Raw genomic sequence first — 15,203 nt, forward strand, 5'->3', positions numbered from 1 at the left:
TCACAAGAAACGCCGGATGCTTTGTGCGTGGCGCACAGGTTGCGTTGCATCAGGGACGCCGCACTCCCGCACCGCGGCGGCGCGTGACCTCGGTGCCGATCGATCCGAGGATGAGCGCCGTCTGCAGGATCAGCGCTTCGCGCGGACCCGTGGCATCCCATCCGATCACATCGGAGACCCGCTTGAGCCGGTAGCGGACCGTGTTCGGGTGCACGAACAGCTCTCGGGCCGTCGCCTCGAGCGAACGCCCGTTGTCGAGGTAGCTCCACAGCGTCGTGACCAGGTCGGTGGAGTGCGCGTGCAGCGGACGGTAGATGCGCTCGACGAGCGTGATCTTGGCCAGCGGGTCGCCGGCCAGCGCCCGCTCGGGCAGCAGGTCGTCGGCCTCGACCGGACGCGGGGCATTCCGCCAGGCCTTGGCCACCGCGAACCCCGCCAGGGCCGCGCGCGCACTCTGCCCGGCATCCACCAGCGCGGGAACGGTGGGACCGAGCACGAGGTGCCCCGACCCGAAGCCGGGCTCCAGGCGCCGGGCGATCTCGGGAAACGTGAGCTCCGCGGATTCGTCGCGCTGAGGGAGCTCGGCCCGGCCGATCACCAGGACGAGGCGCAGCCCCTGCACGCCGATCAGCACATCCACGCCGAGCTTGCGCGCCATCCGGCGCAGATGGTCCACATCGAACTGCGACGGCGTCGTGCCCACCAGGACCGCGACCTCACCGTGACCGTGCCAGCCCAGTGCCGCGATGCGGCTGGGCAGCTCTTCATCCGCCTCGCCGGTGAGGATCGAGTCGACGACGAGCGCCTCCAGCCTGGCGTCCCACAGGCCCCGCGCCTCGGCGGCACGGGCGTAGACGTCGGCCGCCGCGAACGCGACTTCGCGGGAGTACAGCAGGATGCTCTCGCGAAGATCCTCGCCTCGGCCGGCGATGCGCTCCTCCGTCACTTCGACCGTGACACGGACCAGCTGCAGGGTCTGGGTCAGGCTGACGCTGCGCAGCAGCTCACGAGGGGCTGCCGCGAAGATGTCGGCCGCGATCCACGGCGTCGAGTTCGGGTCGTCGTACCACTGGATGAATGAGGTGATCCCCGCCTGGGCGACCAGGCCCACCGCCGAGCGCCGCGCCGGCGGCATCTCCGCGTACCACGGCAGCGAGTCTTCGAGCCGCTGAATCGTGGCGGACGCCAGGTCGCCGGAGATCCGCCGCAGCCAGGCGAGGGTCTCCGCCTTCTCCTTGGGCGGGCGCGCCGGCATCGAACGGATCAGCTCTCGCCGCCGGCGTTGCCGCTGGTGCCGGCGGTCACATCGTGCAGACGGTACCGGTCGATCGCCTGGGCCGACAGCGCACGGTCCACCACGCCCTCATCGGCCAGCGACTGCAGCGCGCGGACCACCATCGACGGACCGTCGATCTTGAAGAACCGACGTGCCGCGGGGCGGGTGTCCGAGAAGCCGAAGCCGTCGGCGCCGAGCGTCGCGAAGCGGCGCGGCACCCACGGGCGGATCTGGTCCTGAACGGCGTGCATGAAGTCGCTGACCGCGATGACCGGGCCCTCGGTGCCGGCGAGCTTCTGCGTGAGGTACGCGGCGCGCTGCTCCTCCTGCGGGTGCAGGAAGTTGTGCTCGTCGGCGGCGAGGCCGTCACGGCGCAGCTCGGTCCAGCTGGTGACCGACCACACGTCCGCGATCACACCCCAGTCGTCCTTCAACAGCTGCTGCGCTTCGTACGCCCACGGCACGCCGACGCCGGATGCGAGCAGCTGGACGCGGGGCCCGTCGCCCTCGCCGACCGAGACGCGGTGGATGCCACGCACGATGCCCTCGACATCGACATCCTCGGGCTCGGCGGGCTGGACCATCGGCTCGTTGTACAGCGTCATGTAGTACATGACGTTGGGGTCGGGGTGGTTGCCGCCGTACATGCGGTCCAGGCCCGACCGCACGATGTGCGCGATCTCGTAACCGTACGCCGGGTCGTAGGACACGGTCGCCGGGTTGGTCGAGGCGAGCAGATGCGAGTGCCCGTCAGCGTGCTGAAGGCCCTCGCCGGTCAGCGTGGTGCGTCCGGCGGTGGCGCCCATGATGAAGCCGCGCGCCATCTGATCGCCGGCGGCCCACTGGGCGTCGCCGGTGCGCTGGAAGCCGAACATCGAGTAGAAGATGTACACCGGGATCAGCGGTTCGCCGTGCGTCGAGTACGTCGTGCCCGTTGCGGTGAATGCCGCCACGGCGCCGGCCTCGTTGATGCCGACGTGCATGATCTGCCCCTGCGGGCTCTCCTTGTACGCCAGCAGCAGGTCACGGTCGACCGACGTGTAGTTCTGGCCGTTCGGGTTGTAGATCTTCGCGGTCGGGAAGAACGCGTCGATGCCGAACGTGCGGGCCTCATCGGGGATGATCGGGACGATCCGGTTGCCGAAGCCCTTCGCGCGCAGCAGGTCCTTCAGCAGACGCACGAACGCCATCGTCGAGGCGATCTCCTGCGTGCCCGAGCCCTTCTTCGGCAGGGCGTAGACGCTGTCGTCGGGCAGCTCGATCGGCACATGGTGGGTGCGGCGCTCGGGCAGGAATCCGCCGAGGTTCCGCCGCCGCTCGAGCATGTACTGGATCGTCTCGTCCTCCATGCCGGGGTGGTAGTACGGCGGGAGGTACGGGTTCTCCTCGAGCTGGGCGTCCGTGATCGGGATGCGCATCGAGTCGCGGAACTGCTTGAGGTCCTCGAGGGTCATCTTCTTCATCTGGTGGGTCGCGTTGCGGCCCTCGAAGTGATGTCCGAGACCGTACCCCTTGATGGTCTTGGCCAGGATGACGGTCGGCTGACCCTTGTGCTCGACGGCCGAGCGGTAGGCGGCGTAGACCTTCTGGTAGTCGAGTCCGCCGCGGCGGAGCTTGCCCCAGATGTCGTCGTCAGACCAGTCCTTGACCATCGCGGCCGTGCGCTCGTCGCGACCGAAGAAGTGGTCGCGGATGAATTTGCCGTCCTCGGCGCGGTACGTCTGGAAGTCGCCGTCCGGCGTGGTGTTCATGAGCCGGACGAGAGCACCGTCGTCATCCTTGTCGAGCAGCTCGTCCCAGCCGCGCCCCCAGACCGTCTTGATGACGTTCCAGCCGGCGCCCCGGAAGTAGCTCTCGAGCTCTTGGATGATCTTGCCGTTGCCGCGCACCGGGCCGTCGAGGCGCTGAAGGTTGCAGTTGATGACGAAGGTGAGGTTGTCCAGCCCCTCGTTCGCGGCCACCTGCAGCTGACCGCGGCTCTCGATCTCGTCCATCTCGCCGTCGCCGAGGAACGCCCACACGTGCGAGTCGGACGCGTCCTTGATGCCGCGGTTGGTGAGGTACTTGTTGGTCATCGCCTGGTAGATGGCGTTGATCGGGCCCAGGCCCATCGATACCGTGGGGAACTGCCAGTAGTCCGGCATCAGGCGGGGGTGCGGGTAGGACGGCAGGCCGAGCGGGGCCGCCGACTTCTCCTGCCGGAATCCGTCGAGCTGGTCGGCCGACAGCCGTCCCTCGAGGAACGAGCGGGCGTAGATGCCGGGGGAGGCGTGACCCTGGATGAAGATCTGGTCGCCGCCACCGGGCGCGTCGAGCCCGCGGAAGAAGTGGTTGAAGCCGACTTCGTACAGCGAGGCCGACGAAGCGTAGGTGGAGATGTGGCCGCCCACCCCGATGCCGGGACGCTGGGCACGGTGGACCGTGAGCGCGGCGTTCCAGCGGATCCAGCGGCGGTAGCGACGCTCGAGCTCTTCGTCGCCGGGGAACTCCGGCTCGTTCTCGGTCGCGATCGTGTTGATGTAGTCGGTGGTCGGCACCTGGGGGACGTTGAGGTGCAGTTCGCGCGAGGCGTTGAGCAGGCTGAGCATGATCTCGCGTCCGCGGCCGGCGCCCTTGGCGTCGACGAGGCCGCGGAGTGACTCCTGCCACTCGGCAGTCTCGTCGGGGTCGCTGTCGAGCGGCCCCTGCGAATACGGATCCTGTTCGTTGACAGTCACGGGAGACCTTTCGTCGTCTGGCAGGTCATGCCAGGAATCGGGGATCAGGCGAGCGCGGCTTTGTACAGCACGGACAACGCACCATCTCTCAGCCTAGTCACATTTCGGTGGGCCCTGCCGGGATCGAACCGACGACATCCACGGTGTAAACGTGGCGCTCTACCAGCTGAGCTAAAGGCCCTGAGAACCCCCAGTCTACGGTCGCGTCCGGGGTAGGTTGGAAACGTGAAAGCCAGCCCCGCCGACCAACGCCGTCTTCTGGACCTCGCCGCCCTCGACACCGCGATCGCGCAGGCCGACGGCGCGCGCCGCAACCCGCCGGCTGCGGCCCGGGTCAAAGAGCTCCTCGCGCAGCGCCAGGAGTATTCGGTCGAGTTGACCCGCCTGCTCGGTGCCCGCGACGACATCGCCGCCGACCTGGCGCGCCTCGAGTCCGACGTCGCCGTGGTCGATGCCCGCAGCGCACGCGACGCCGAGCGCCTGGCATCCACGTCCAGCGCGAAGGACGCGCAGGGTCTCGAGCACGAGATCGCCTCGCTCGCGAAGCGCAAGAGCGACCTCGAAGACGCCGAGCTCGACCTGATGGAGAAGCTCGAGGGCGCCGACGCGGCGGTGGCCGCGCAGGAGGCGCTGATCGCCACCACCAACGACGAGGGTGCGCGGCTCAGCGCCGAGGGCAAGGCGGCGGTGGCCGACGCGACGGCGCGGCTCGAGCAGGCCACCCGCGACCGGGGCGCGATCGCCGAGTCGCTCCCGGCCGAACTCGTCGCCCGCTACGACGCGGTCGCAACGCGCAGTGCCGGTGCCGGACTCCTGCGCCGGCGGACGTGCGAGGGATGCAACATGGTCCTCTCGGGCACCGACCTGAACACGCTGCGCCAGCTCGCCGACGACGAGGTCGCCACCTGCCCCGAGTGCGGCTGCATCCTGGTACGCACCGAAGAGTCCGGGCTCTGACATGAGCACCGCGTTCACGCGGTGAGCACGACGGACGCCGCTGCGACCTGGAGCGTGGTGGGCCGAGGCACACGCGACGGCTCTGTGGTGGTCGTCGACCTGCATGCGGACGGGTCCGAGTCCGCGCGCCGGATCATCGACGCGAGCACCCTGACCGGCGAAGTGAACGCCGCCGGTGCCGCCCGGCGCTGGGTGTGGAGCGACACGAGCAGGTGGTACCCGGCACTCCTGCGGGCGGGGCTGCAGGTCTCGCGCTGCCACGATCTGCGGCTGTGCCATGCAATCCTGCGCGACAGCGCGCGGGCGGCGGATGCCGGTGACCTCCGCCGCCACGTCGAATGGGACGCCGCGGCGATCGAAGCCGCGCCGGCGGCCGCGCAGACCCTTTTCGACCTGGAATCCGGCGCCACCACCGCGGGCGCGCCCGACCACATCGAGGACGTGCTCGCGGAGTTCGCGCGGCAGCGCGACGCTCTGGGCGCCGCGCACGATCCGGGTCCGCTACGGCTGCTGCTGGCGGCGGAGTCGGCCGGTGCGCTGGTGGCCGCCGAACTGTACGACGCGGGCGTGCCGTGGGATGTGGGCGTGCACGACGGCATCCTCACCGAGATGCTGGGCGAGCGGCCCGGCGCCGGCCGTCTGCCGACGAAGATCGAGGGGCTCGCCGCCGAGGTCCGCGCGGCGCTGGGCGACCCCACCGCCAGCCTCGACTCGCAGCCGAAGCTGCTGCGCGCCCTGCACCGGGTGGGAGTTCTGGCGCAGTCCACCTCGCGGTGGGAGCTCGCCGAGCACGACCATCCCGCGATCGCTCCGCTGCTCGCGTACAAGAAGCTCATGCGGATGTACACCGCGAACGGGTGGGCATGGATGCAGGAGTGGGTCGGCGAGGGGCGCTTCCGCCCCGTGTACGTTCCGGGCGGCGTCGTCACCGGCCGCTGGGCCTCTTCGGGCGGCGGTGCACTCCAGCTGCCCCGCCAGCTGCGCCCGGCCGTGCGCGCAGACCCGGGATGGGTGCTCATCGTCGCCGACGTCGCCCAGCTCGAGCCGCGCATGCTCGCGGCGATGTCGGGCGACACCGCACTGGCCGACGCGGCACGCGGGACCGACCTCTACGCCGGCATCGTCAGCGAAGGGGTCGTGGGCACGCGGCAGGAGGCGAAGATCGCCGTGCTCGGCGCGATGTACGGCGCCACCACCGGTGACAGCGGCCGGCTCGTCCCGGCGCTGCGGCGCGCCTACCCGCGCGCGATGGGCCTCGTCGACCACGCCGCCCGCACCGGCGAGGACGGCGGCGTCGTCAGCACCTGGCTCGGGCGCACGAGCCCGCCGCCTTCGGTTGCCTGGCGTCAGATCCAAGACTTGGCCGGCACGGGCGATGCCGGCGAGCGGGATCAAGCCCGGGCCCGCCGCTCCGCCCGCGACAGAGGTCGGTTCACCCGCAACTTCATCGTGCAGGGGACGGCCGCCGAATGGGCGCTCGCGTGGCTCGCCGAGCTGCGACAGCAGCTGGCCCGGCTCGAGCCGATTCCCGAAGAGGATGCCGCTGACCGCTCCGGGCGGGTGTTCTCCCGCCGGGCGCACCTTGCGTTCTTCCTGCACGACGAGATCATCGTCCATGCTCCTGCCGCACAGGCAGAGGCCGCCGCGGCGGCAGTGCGCGACGCGGCCGCACGCGCCACCACCCTGCTGTTCGGCACCTTCCCGATCGACGTGCCGCTCGACCTGCAGATCACCGACGATGCGGCTAAGGGCTGACCTCCCGGCATCCCGGATCTGAGTCCACTGCGACCTGCGGGTCGTTGATCAGCGGCGTGTGGATCAGCGCGGGCTCCAGCAGACCGGGCCCGGCGGCGATGAAACGGAACTCGACGACGTTCACCTCGTCGGGCGACAGGTTGATGCGCACCAGGCTCGTCGGGCGTCCCGAGTCCTCCACGTCGACGGACAGTTCCCGCTCGCCGTCCTTGGTGACGCCGCCGAAGTATGTTCCCGGCGGGGCCACCACCGACACGCTGGTTCCGATGTCGCCGATGCCGGTGCCGAACGTCCCGTTCCCGGTGATGTCCATGGCCAGCGTGTCGGGATCGGGAGCGCTGCTGCTCATCGTGAGTCGCACGAGGATGTCGGCGCGACCGTCGGCACGACAGTGCGTGGCCGTCAGTTCCATGTCGATGTGCAGGAAGCTGTCCATCTTGCCGCCGGTCGCGTCGTTGAGGAACACCGCGAACGCGTCTTCTCCGGCAGCGGTGAGCCGACCGGAGGGACCGGCGAGGACAGTGCCGTCGATGGCCTCCTGCACGTCGGCGTCCGCACTCCACAGCGCGATCCGGCCCTCGGCGGCCGGGCCGGCGAGTGCCCGCGCCCACGTGAGCGGATCGGCTTCGATCGTGGTCAGCCGTTCGAACAGCGCAGTGCTTACCGACTGCAGGAAGGCTGTCTGAGTGTCGGCGTCCAGCTGAAGATAGGGATCCACGAGCACGCGCTGGACGAGGTCGTCCGCGGTCAGCTCGGTGCCGTCGGGCAGCGGGACGGCCCCTGTCACGGCCAGGAGACCCCGCAGAGCCAGGGGGTCAAGGGAGACCACGGCGTCCGGTGCGGCGCCGCCGCGACTCTGCCACCAGGCGCGTGCGAGCGCGGCGGTCTGCGCGAAGTCGACGGGCATGGAGGCGTTCTGCACGAACCGGCCGGCGATGTCGCCGTAGAGCATCGCGCTGGAGTCGGGCATGGGCACGATGGAGACGTCTCGCTCGGGGAACTGGGAAGAGTCCGCCTGCTCGACCAGTTCGAACCGTCCCTCGTGCGAACGCAGGAGGACGAATGACCCCGTGATGCCGCCGCCGGTGCGCAGTTCGGCCGGGTTCTGCAGCATCACCAGCACGGTGTTCCCCTCGTCGCCGGCTGCGGCGCCGACGAACGCCGCGAGTGCCGCGAGCGCGTCGACCGTGGGGGCGACGCCGGCCAGCGCTCCGCGCACCGTCTCGGTGCCCTCGCGGATCGGCGGCAGGAGCGACGACGTGTCCAGCGCCGCGACCGCATCGGCGGTGCGCTCAACGGCCGCACCCGCGCCATCGAGGGTGCGGCCGAGAGCGATCAGCGATGCGGGATCGACGGCGCCGCCGGCCACGACCGTGTCGACCAGGCCCAGGATCGGGTCGGCGACGTGATCGGCGAGAGTGGCCGCCTGCGCCGACAGCGTGCGGACGGCGTACAGATCGTCGCCGAACCATGGCATCGCCTCGGCGACCACCCACAGCGGGTCCGAGGTCGCCTGCGCCGCCGAACGCGCATGCGCGCTGACCGTCTGCACGGCGTCGGCCGCCGCCGGGAGGTCACGGGCCTCGATCGCCGCCACCAGATCGCGGCTGGTCGACTCCATCGCCATGAGCTGCGTGCCCGCCGTCACCACCCGCAGCGCCAGCCAGCCGAACGCGGCGATCACCGCGCACAGCAGCAGCGCCGCGGTCAGGACGAGGGGCCCGATCCGCAGGAAGCGGGCCACGATGCCCTCAGACGCGGTGACGCCGGCGCGAGACCACGACGACGACGCCGACGATCACCGCGGCTGCGGCGACGCCCGCGATCGGCAGGATCGCGGCGGTGCTGCCACCGGTCGCGGCCAGCGACGACACCTCGCCGGCGGGTGCTGCGCACCCGCTGGACTCGTCCGGGTAGGCCAGCGGCACCTCGAGCTCGGGATTCACGCGGAAGAATGCGCGGATGTCGCCCCGCGTCCATGCGAAGTTCCCGGCGGTCTCGAGCCATTCGCCGTCTTCGTAGACCCAGCCCGGCCAGCCGTCGCCGACGCCTGCGCCGTCGACCGATGCTCCCGGCCAGAGCACCGAACCGCTGATGCGGCCCGACACCAGTGAACCCAGCTGCAGCGACACCCGGTGCGCGCCGTCGGTGATCACGAGGGCGGCCTCGTTGCTCGTCGACTGCGCGTCGGGATCGGTGAGGGTCACCTCGAAGTTGATCCACGGTGCGGCCCGCAGGCACACCGCCTCGGCCCATGAGCCGGCCAGGCTGGGCTCTTCCGGTTTGTCCGGAACGTAGTCGGCACCGTCCGCGCTCACCGTGCGGGCGGCGGCGGTGACGTCCGCGGATGCCGCGGCCGGCGCCACGAGAATCAGCAGCGCGGCCACGGCGGCAGCCGCGCCTATCGATCGCATGTTCATCAGACCTCCCCAAAAGGTCGATAGCGGACATCGCCAGGCGATGCCCTGAATGAACGAGCACCCCAAATGCTCGTCTCCCCAATCTGGAGACTAGCCCATCGCCGCGACGGTCACAATGACCGGACTCAGCGCGTCGGACTAGAATCGTGCGGACGAATGGGTCGGCTGGACGGTCGCGTGGCGCGAGAGCGCACCGAGGAACGTCCGGGCTCCACAGGGCAGGGCGGTGGGTAACACCCACCCGGAGCAATCCGCGAGACAGTGCCACAGAGAGCAGACCGCCGGCTCAGGCCGGTAAGGGTGAAAGGGTGGTGTAAGAGACCACCGGGGTCGTGGTGACACGACCCGCACGGCAAACCTCGCCCGGAGCAAGGCCAGACAGGGGATGTTGACGCGGCTCGCCGAGTCCCCGGGTAGGCCGCTGGAGCGGCACGGCAACGTGTCGCCGAGAGAGATGACCGTCGAAGGGGCATCGCCCCGGAACAGAACCCGGCGTACAGGCCGGCCCATTCGTCGCCCGATCCGGCCCGGTGCGGGTCCGGTGCCGCGCGTCAGTGCACCGACAGTGCCGCGGCGCCGATGATCCCGGCGTTGTTCCGGTGCACGGCCGGGATGATCGGCGTGTCGAGGTCGAGCAGCGGCAGGAACTGATCGGCGTGTTTGGAGACGCCGCCGCCGACGATGAACAGGTCCGGGCTGAGCAGGAACTCGAGGTGGCGGTAGTACCACTGCAGCCGCTTTGCCCACACCGGGAAGCTGAGGTCTTCGCGCTCCATCGCCGAGTACGCCGTCCACGCTTCGGCGTCGCGCTTGTGACCGGCGCGCTGGAGGTGGCCGAGCTCGGAGTTCGGAATGAGCTCGCCGTCGTAGAGCAGCGCGGTGCCGATGCCGGTGCCCAGCGTCGTCAGCAGCACGAGACCGTCGACGTCGCGTGCGGCGCCGTAGCGCGCCTCGGCGACCCCGGCAACATCGGCATCGTTGGCGAAGTGGATCTCGCGTCCGAGTCCGTCTTCGAAGAACTTCTCCGCCTCGAAGCCGATCCACGTGTCGGCGACGTTCGCGGCCGACATCGTCCGGCCGTGCTTCACGATCGCCGGGAAGGCCACCCCGAGCGGGATGTCCGCATCGGTGACCCCCAGCGTGCCCAGGACCTCGCGGACGGCGCGCAGCACGTCATCGGGCTCCGCGCCTCGCGGCGTCGCGACCTTGACCCGATCGCTGAGCAGCTGCCCTGCGCCCAGGTCGACCAGCGCTCCCTTGATGCCGGTTCCGCCGATGTCCACCCCGACGGCGCGGGTCGCGTTCTTCGCCATGCTCCACACCCTACCCAGCGGACGCGGTCCGCTCGTTAGGATCGACACGAGGCCCCACCCTCGGGGCACGGGGAGGGCGCCATGAGCACCGCAGCCGACAAGTACTGGTACAACTTCGCCACCGGCGGGGTGGAGCAGGGTTTCGAGTCGCCGACGATCGATCGGGCCGGTCCATTCGACACTCCGGAGGAGGCCGCACGCGCCCCCGAACTGCTGCGCGAGCGTTCGCGCGCATGGGCCGAGGAAGAGGCGCGCGACGATGCTTGGGGCGCGTCGGGCGGCAACGCCGGCGACACCGAGTCGAAGGACGATCGGAGCGGCCCCTCCGGCCGATAGTCTGATCACGCACCAGCCCGTCAGCCGGCACCCGGAAGGAACCGATGGACAAGCAGCGAGACTTCGTACTCCGCACGATCGAGGAACGCGGCGTGAAGTTCGTCCGCCTCTGGTTCACCGACGTCATCGGCACGCTGAAGTCCGTCGCGATCGCGCCGGCCGAGGTGGAAGGCGCCTTCACCGAGGGCATCGGCTTCGACGGATCGGCGATCGAGGGCTTCACGCGCACCTACGAGTCCGATCTGCTCGCCCATCCCGATCCCACCACGTTCCAGACGCTTCCGTGGCGCGGTGAGATCGACCCCACGGCGCGCATGTTCTGCGACCTCACCACGCCCGACGGTCAGCCGGCCGTGGCCGACCCGCGGCACGTCCTCAAACGCGCGCTCGCAAAGGCCGCCGACGCCGGGTTCACGTTCTACACCCACCCCGAGATCGAGTTCTATCTGCTCAAGTCGAAGTCATTCGGCGCCGAGGGTCCGGTTCCGGTCGACTCGGCCGGGTACTTCGACAACGTACCCGGCGGGACGGCGCACGACTTCCGCCGCCGCTCGGTGCGCATGCTCGAGGATCTCGGCATCTCGGTGGAGTACAGCCACCACGAGGGCGGCCCCGGTCAGAACGAGATCGACCTGCGATACGCCGACGCGCTGGCCACCGCCGACAACATCATGACATTCCGCACGGTGATCAAAGAGGTCGCGATCGAGGAGGGCGTGTACGCCACGTTCATGCCCAAGCCCCTCGTCGGGCAGCCCGGCAGTGGCATGCACACGCACATGTCGCTGTTCGAAGGCGACGTCAACGCGTTCTACGAGGCAGGGGCGCAATACCAGCTGTCGCAGACGGGCCGCCAGTTCATCGCGGGCCTGCTGAAGCACGCGAACGAGATCGCCGCCATCACCAACCAGTTCGTGAACTCGTACAAGCGCCTCTGGGGCGGAGACGAGGCGCCCAGCTTCGTGACGTGGGGGCACAGCAACCGGTCGGCTCTGATCCGGGTGCCGATGTACAAGCCCCACAAGAGCCAGTCCTCGCGCGTGGAGTACCGCGCCCTCGACTCCGCTGCCAACCCGTACCTCGCCTACGCGCTCATGCTGTCGGCCGGACTCAAGGGCATCGAAGAGGGCTACGAGCTGCCGCCCGAGGCCGAGGACAACGTGTGGTCGCTCAGCCCCGCGGAGCGCCGGGCGCTCGGCTACGCACCGCTGCCGGCGAGTCTCGACCACGCCCTCGAGTACATGGAGTCCTCCGAGCTCGTCGCCGAGACGCTGGGGGAGCAGGTGTTCAACTACGTCCTGCTCAACAAGCGTCGCGAGTGGGACGAGTACCGCGCGCAGGTCACTCCCTACGAGCTGAAGAGCAATCTGGAGATGCTCTAGCCAGCCATGTCGTCCCGCGAGCGATCCTCCGCGCTCACCGCGCTCGCGCGCGCCGGTTTCAGCGAGCTGCAGTCTGCCGATGCGGCCCTGACCGAGCTCACCGACCTCATCGGACTGCCCCGGGATCTCGTCGCCGGAGAGGCGAGCCGCGCCGCGGATCCTGATGGCGCCGCAGCCGCGCTGGTGAGGATCGCCCGCCGTGATCCGGATGCCGTGGGGGCAGCACTGCACGCCGCTCCGCGTCCCCTCTGGCTCCTGCTCGGCGCCTCCGAAGGGTTCGCCGACTTCTACCTCCGCCATCCCGAAGAGCTCGCGGACCTGTCCGCACGCCAGGCGGCGCTCCCGTCGGCCGCGCAGCTGCGCGCCGAGCTGCTGGCCGCCGTCGGCGCCGACGACGAAGGGTTCGCCGCATCCGGTGACGAGTCCGCATGGGTCTCCCTCCGCGTACGGTACCGCCGCCTGCTCGCTCGCATCGCCGCGTTCGACCTGGGCGCCGGCAGCGCAACCGAGGTGCTGCCCGCCGTCGCCGCCGCCCTCGCGGATGCCGCCGGCGCGGCACTCGAGGCATCGCTGTCCGTCGCGCGCACGCGCATCTCGTCGGGGCGCGCCGGTCCCGGGCTGTTCCCCCACGAGCAGGTCGCGGCGACGCAGCTGGCCGTCATCGGGATGGGCAAAGCCGGCGCACGCGAGCTGAACTACGTCAGCGACGTCGACGTGATCTTCGTCGGGGGAGCGGACGACGAGTCCCTGGCATCCATCGGCGAAAGCCGTGTCATCGACATCGCCACCCGCCTCGCGGTGCAGACGATGCACGGGATCAGCGGGATCGAGATCGAACCGCCGCTGTGGGAGGTGGATGCAAATCTCCGCCCCGAAGGCAAGCAGGGCGCCCTGGTGCGCACCCTGGAATCGCATGTCTCCTACTACGACCGCTGGGCGCAGAGCTGGGAGTTCCAGGCCCTGCTGAAGGCTCGGCCGCTCGCGGGGGACCTCGACCTCGGCGCGGCGTATCTGGCCGCCGTGCAGCCGAAGGTGTGGACCAGCGCCGCGCGCGAGAACTTCGTCGACAGTGTGCAGCGGATGCGCGAGCGGGTCACCGACCATATTCCCCCGGGCGAGGTCGACTACCAGCTCAAGCTCGGGCCGGGCGGCATCCGCGACATCGAGTTCACGGTGCAGCTGCTGCAGCTCGTGCACGGGCTGTCCGATGCCGCGGTGCGCCGGCCCGGAACCCTCGAGGCGCTCGACGAGCTCGTCGCCGAGGGGTACATCGGGCGCGCCGATGCGGCCACGTTCGGCCAGGACTACCGCGTGCTGCGCGTGCTCGAGCACCGGCTGCAGCTGCGGGCGCTGCGTCGCACGCACCTGATGCCCGCCGACGACGACGGCAGGCGCGTGCTCGCGCGCGCGTCGGGGCTCGCGGAGTCGGGTGAGGCGGTGTGGAAGCTGTGGGAGTCGGTCAAGCGCGAAGTCCGCGACATCCACGTGCGACTGTTCTACCGGCCGCTGCTGTCGGCGGTGGCCGCGCTGCCCAGCGAGGAGCGCACGCTCGCCCCCGAGCACGCGCACGACCGGCTGGCCGCCATCGGCTTCCGCAACCCGGCGGGCGCCCTGCGCCACATCGGCGCGCTCACGAGCGGGATCAGCCGCAAGGTCACCATCCAGCGCCACCTGCTGCCGGTCATGATCCGCTGGTTCGCCGACGGCACCGACCCCGACGAGGGACTGCTCGCATTCCGGCGCATCAGCGAGCGGCTCGGCGACACCCCGTGGTTCCTGCGGGTGCTGCGCGATTCGTCCGGTGCCGCCGAACGGCTCACCCGGGTGCTGTCGAGCTCGCGCTACATCGGCGAGCTGATGGAGTGGATTCCCGAGTCGGTCGCCTGGCTCGACTCTCCCGAGTCGCTGCGTCCCCGGTCGGCCGCCGCGCTCGACGAGGAGGCCCGGGCGATCCAGACGCGGCACTCATCCATCGACTCGGCGATGCGCGCCGTGCGCGCGCTCCGCCGACGCGAACTGCTGCGTCTCGCCCTCGGCTGCGTGATCGGCACCGTGACGATCGACGATCTCGGGCCCGGCCTGACCGACATCAGCCAGGTGACGATCCAGGCGACTCTCCGCGCCGTGCAGCGCGAAGTGGTCCCCGACGATGCGCAGGACCTCGACTTCAGCGTCATCGCGATGGGCCGCTTCGGCGGCGCCGAGCTCGGCTTCGGATCGGATGCCGACGTCATGTACGTGTACGAGGCGAACGGCCTCGATCCGCAGCGCGCGCAAGAGCTCTCGCTGCGACTGGTCGCGGGTCTGCGCACGCACTCCGAAGACCACCGCGTGCCGTTCGACCTCGACCCCGACCTCCGGCCCGAGGGACGCAACGGCCCACTGGTCCGATCGCTCGAGTCGTACGAGGCGTACTACCGCCGCTGGTCGCTCTCGTGGGAAGCGCAGGCGCTCCTGCGCGCCCGGGGCGTGGCGGGCAGCGTCACCCTGATCCAGCGGTTCACCTCGCTTGCCGACGGCCTGCGCTATCCGGCCGCGGTGAAGCAACTGGATCTCCGCGAGATCCGGCGGATCAAGGCCCGGGTCGAGAACGAACGGCTGCCCCAGGGTCAGGATCCGAGCCGCCACCTCAAGCTGGGTCCGGGCGGCCTCAGCGACGTCGAGTGGCTCGTGCAGCTGCTGCAGCTCGAGCACGGTCATGCGGTGGCAGGCCTGCGCACCACGTCCACGCTGGGAGCGCTCGAGGCCGCGCGTGAGGCGGGACTGGTTCCGGATGCCGCGGCCGAGCGTCTCACCGACGCGTGGCGTCTGGCATCCCGCCTGCGATCGGCGAACACCCTGCTGTCGGGTCAGACGAGCGACGTCCTGCCCACCGACCGGACGAAGCTCGACGGCATCGGCCGGCTGCTCGAGTACCCGCCGCGCTCCGCCTCCCTCGTGGAGGAGGACTGGCTGCGGACCGCCCGTCGTGCCCGCCGCGTGTTCGAGCAGCACTTCTACGGCTGAGCACAGACCCGCAGCGGCCCCGCCTCAGTGAGACGGGGCCG

10 protein-coding genes, 1 tRNA gene and 1 other RNA gene are annotated in these 15,203 nt (G+C 70.3%); 6 read left to right on the forward strand and 6 right to left on the reverse strand.

Annotated features, from left to right (window positions below; genetic code table 11):
- Positions 1 to 49 precede the first annotated feature (49 nt).
- From BKA10_RS04540 to BKA10_RS04550, 3 genes are all read right to left on the reverse strand, one after another.
- Positions 50 to 1,255 carry a PucR family transcriptional regulator gene (locus BKA10_RS04540; RefSeq protein ID WP_183498797.1) on the reverse strand — a complete coding sequence of 402 codons (1,206 nt, stop codon included), beginning with the start codon at positions 1,253 to 1,255 and terminating at the stop codon, positions 50 to 52.
- An 8-nt stretch (positions 1,256 to 1,263) separates the two neighbouring features.
- Positions 1,264 to 3,993 (reverse strand): pyruvate dehydrogenase (acetyl-transferring), homodimeric type, encoded by a 2,730-nt coding sequence (aceE, locus tag BKA10_RS04545; RefSeq protein WP_183498798.1) that lies wholly within the window; start codon positions 3,991 to 3,993, stop codon positions 1,264 to 1,266.
- A gap of 108 nt (positions 3,994 to 4,101) precedes the next feature.
- Positions 4,102 to 4,174 (reverse strand) — tRNA-Val (locus BKA10_RS04550).
- Between the two features lie 44 nt (positions 4,175 to 4,218).
- Here BKA10_RS04550 and BKA10_RS04555 point away from each other — a divergent pair.
- Together BKA10_RS04555 and BKA10_RS04560 are read left to right on the forward strand one after the other, a co-directional pair.
- Positions 4,219 to 4,950 (forward strand): zinc ribbon domain-containing protein, encoded by a 732-nt coding sequence (locus tag BKA10_RS04555; protein ID WP_183498799.1) that lies wholly within the window; start codon positions 4,219 to 4,221, stop codon positions 4,948 to 4,950.
- A 21-nt stretch (positions 4,951 to 4,971) separates the two neighbouring features.
- On the forward strand, positions 4,972 to 6,705 hold the full coding sequence (locus BKA10_RS04560; RefSeq protein ID WP_248198963.1) for a bifunctional 3'-5' exonuclease/DNA polymerase: 1,734 nt from the start codon (positions 4,972 to 4,974) through the stop codon (positions 6,703 to 6,705).
- On the opposite strand, the gene BKA10_RS04565 is transcribed toward BKA10_RS04560, so the two are convergent.
- Positions 6,695 to 8,449, reverse strand: coding sequence for a DUF4012 domain-containing protein (locus BKA10_RS04565; protein WP_183498800.1), 1,755 nt, complete (start codon positions 8,447 to 8,449; stop codon positions 6,695 to 6,697). The two genes, BKA10_RS04560 and BKA10_RS04565, sit on opposite strands and share 11 nt — an antisense overlap.
- Positions 8,450 to 8,456: 7 nt before the next feature.
- Positions 8,457 to 9,125: an LPXTG cell wall anchor domain-containing protein gene (locus BKA10_RS04570; protein ID WP_183498801.1), complete on the reverse strand. Its 669-nt coding sequence runs from the start codon at positions 9,123 to 9,125 to the stop codon at positions 8,457 to 8,459.
- Positions 9,126 to 9,282: 157 nt separating this feature from the next.
- Between BKA10_RS04570 and rnpB the strand changes: the two genes are divergently transcribed.
- An RNA gene (gene rnpB / locus BKA10_RS04575) (RNase P RNA component class A) lies at positions 9,283 to 9,638 on the forward strand.
- A gap of 38 nt (positions 9,639 to 9,676) precedes the next feature.
- Here rnpB and ppgK read toward each other — a convergent pair.
- A complete protein-coding gene (gene ppgK, locus BKA10_RS04580; RefSeq protein ID WP_183498802.1) occupies positions 9,677 to 10,438 on the reverse strand; it encodes a polyphosphate--glucose phosphotransferase in 762 nt (253 codons plus the stop codon).
- 81 nt (positions 10,439 to 10,519) lie between these two features.
- Here ppgK and BKA10_RS04585 point away from each other — a divergent pair, with 81 nt between their 5' ends.
- Genes BKA10_RS04585 through BKA10_RS04595 form a run of 3 tightly spaced genes read left to right on the forward strand, consistent with a single transcriptional unit; the run spans position 10,520 to position 15,162 of the window.
- Positions 10,520 to 10,774 (forward strand): SPOR domain-containing protein, encoded by a 255-nt coding sequence (locus BKA10_RS04585; protein ID WP_183498803.1) that lies wholly within the window; start codon positions 10,520 to 10,522, stop codon positions 10,772 to 10,774.
- A 44-nt stretch (positions 10,775 to 10,818) separates the two neighbouring features.
- Positions 10,819 to 12,156, forward strand: coding sequence for a type I glutamate--ammonia ligase (gene glnA / locus BKA10_RS04590; RefSeq protein WP_183498804.1), 1,338 nt, complete (start codon positions 10,819 to 10,821; stop codon positions 12,154 to 12,156).
- 6 nt (positions 12,157 to 12,162) lie between these two features.
- Complete coding sequence (locus BKA10_RS04595; RefSeq protein WP_183498805.1) at positions 12,163 to 15,162, forward strand: bifunctional [glutamine synthetase] adenylyltransferase/[glutamine synthetase]-adenylyl-L-tyrosine phosphorylase; 3,000 nt, start codon at positions 12,163 to 12,165, stop codon at positions 15,160 to 15,162.
- The last annotated feature ends 41 nt before the right edge of the window (positions 15,163 to 15,203 follow it).

It is taken from the genome of Microbacterium invictum, assembly GCF_014197265.1.
In the GTDB taxonomy this organism is placed as follows: domain Bacteria; phylum Actinomycetota; class Actinomycetes; order Actinomycetales; family Microbacteriaceae; genus Microbacterium; species Microbacterium invictum.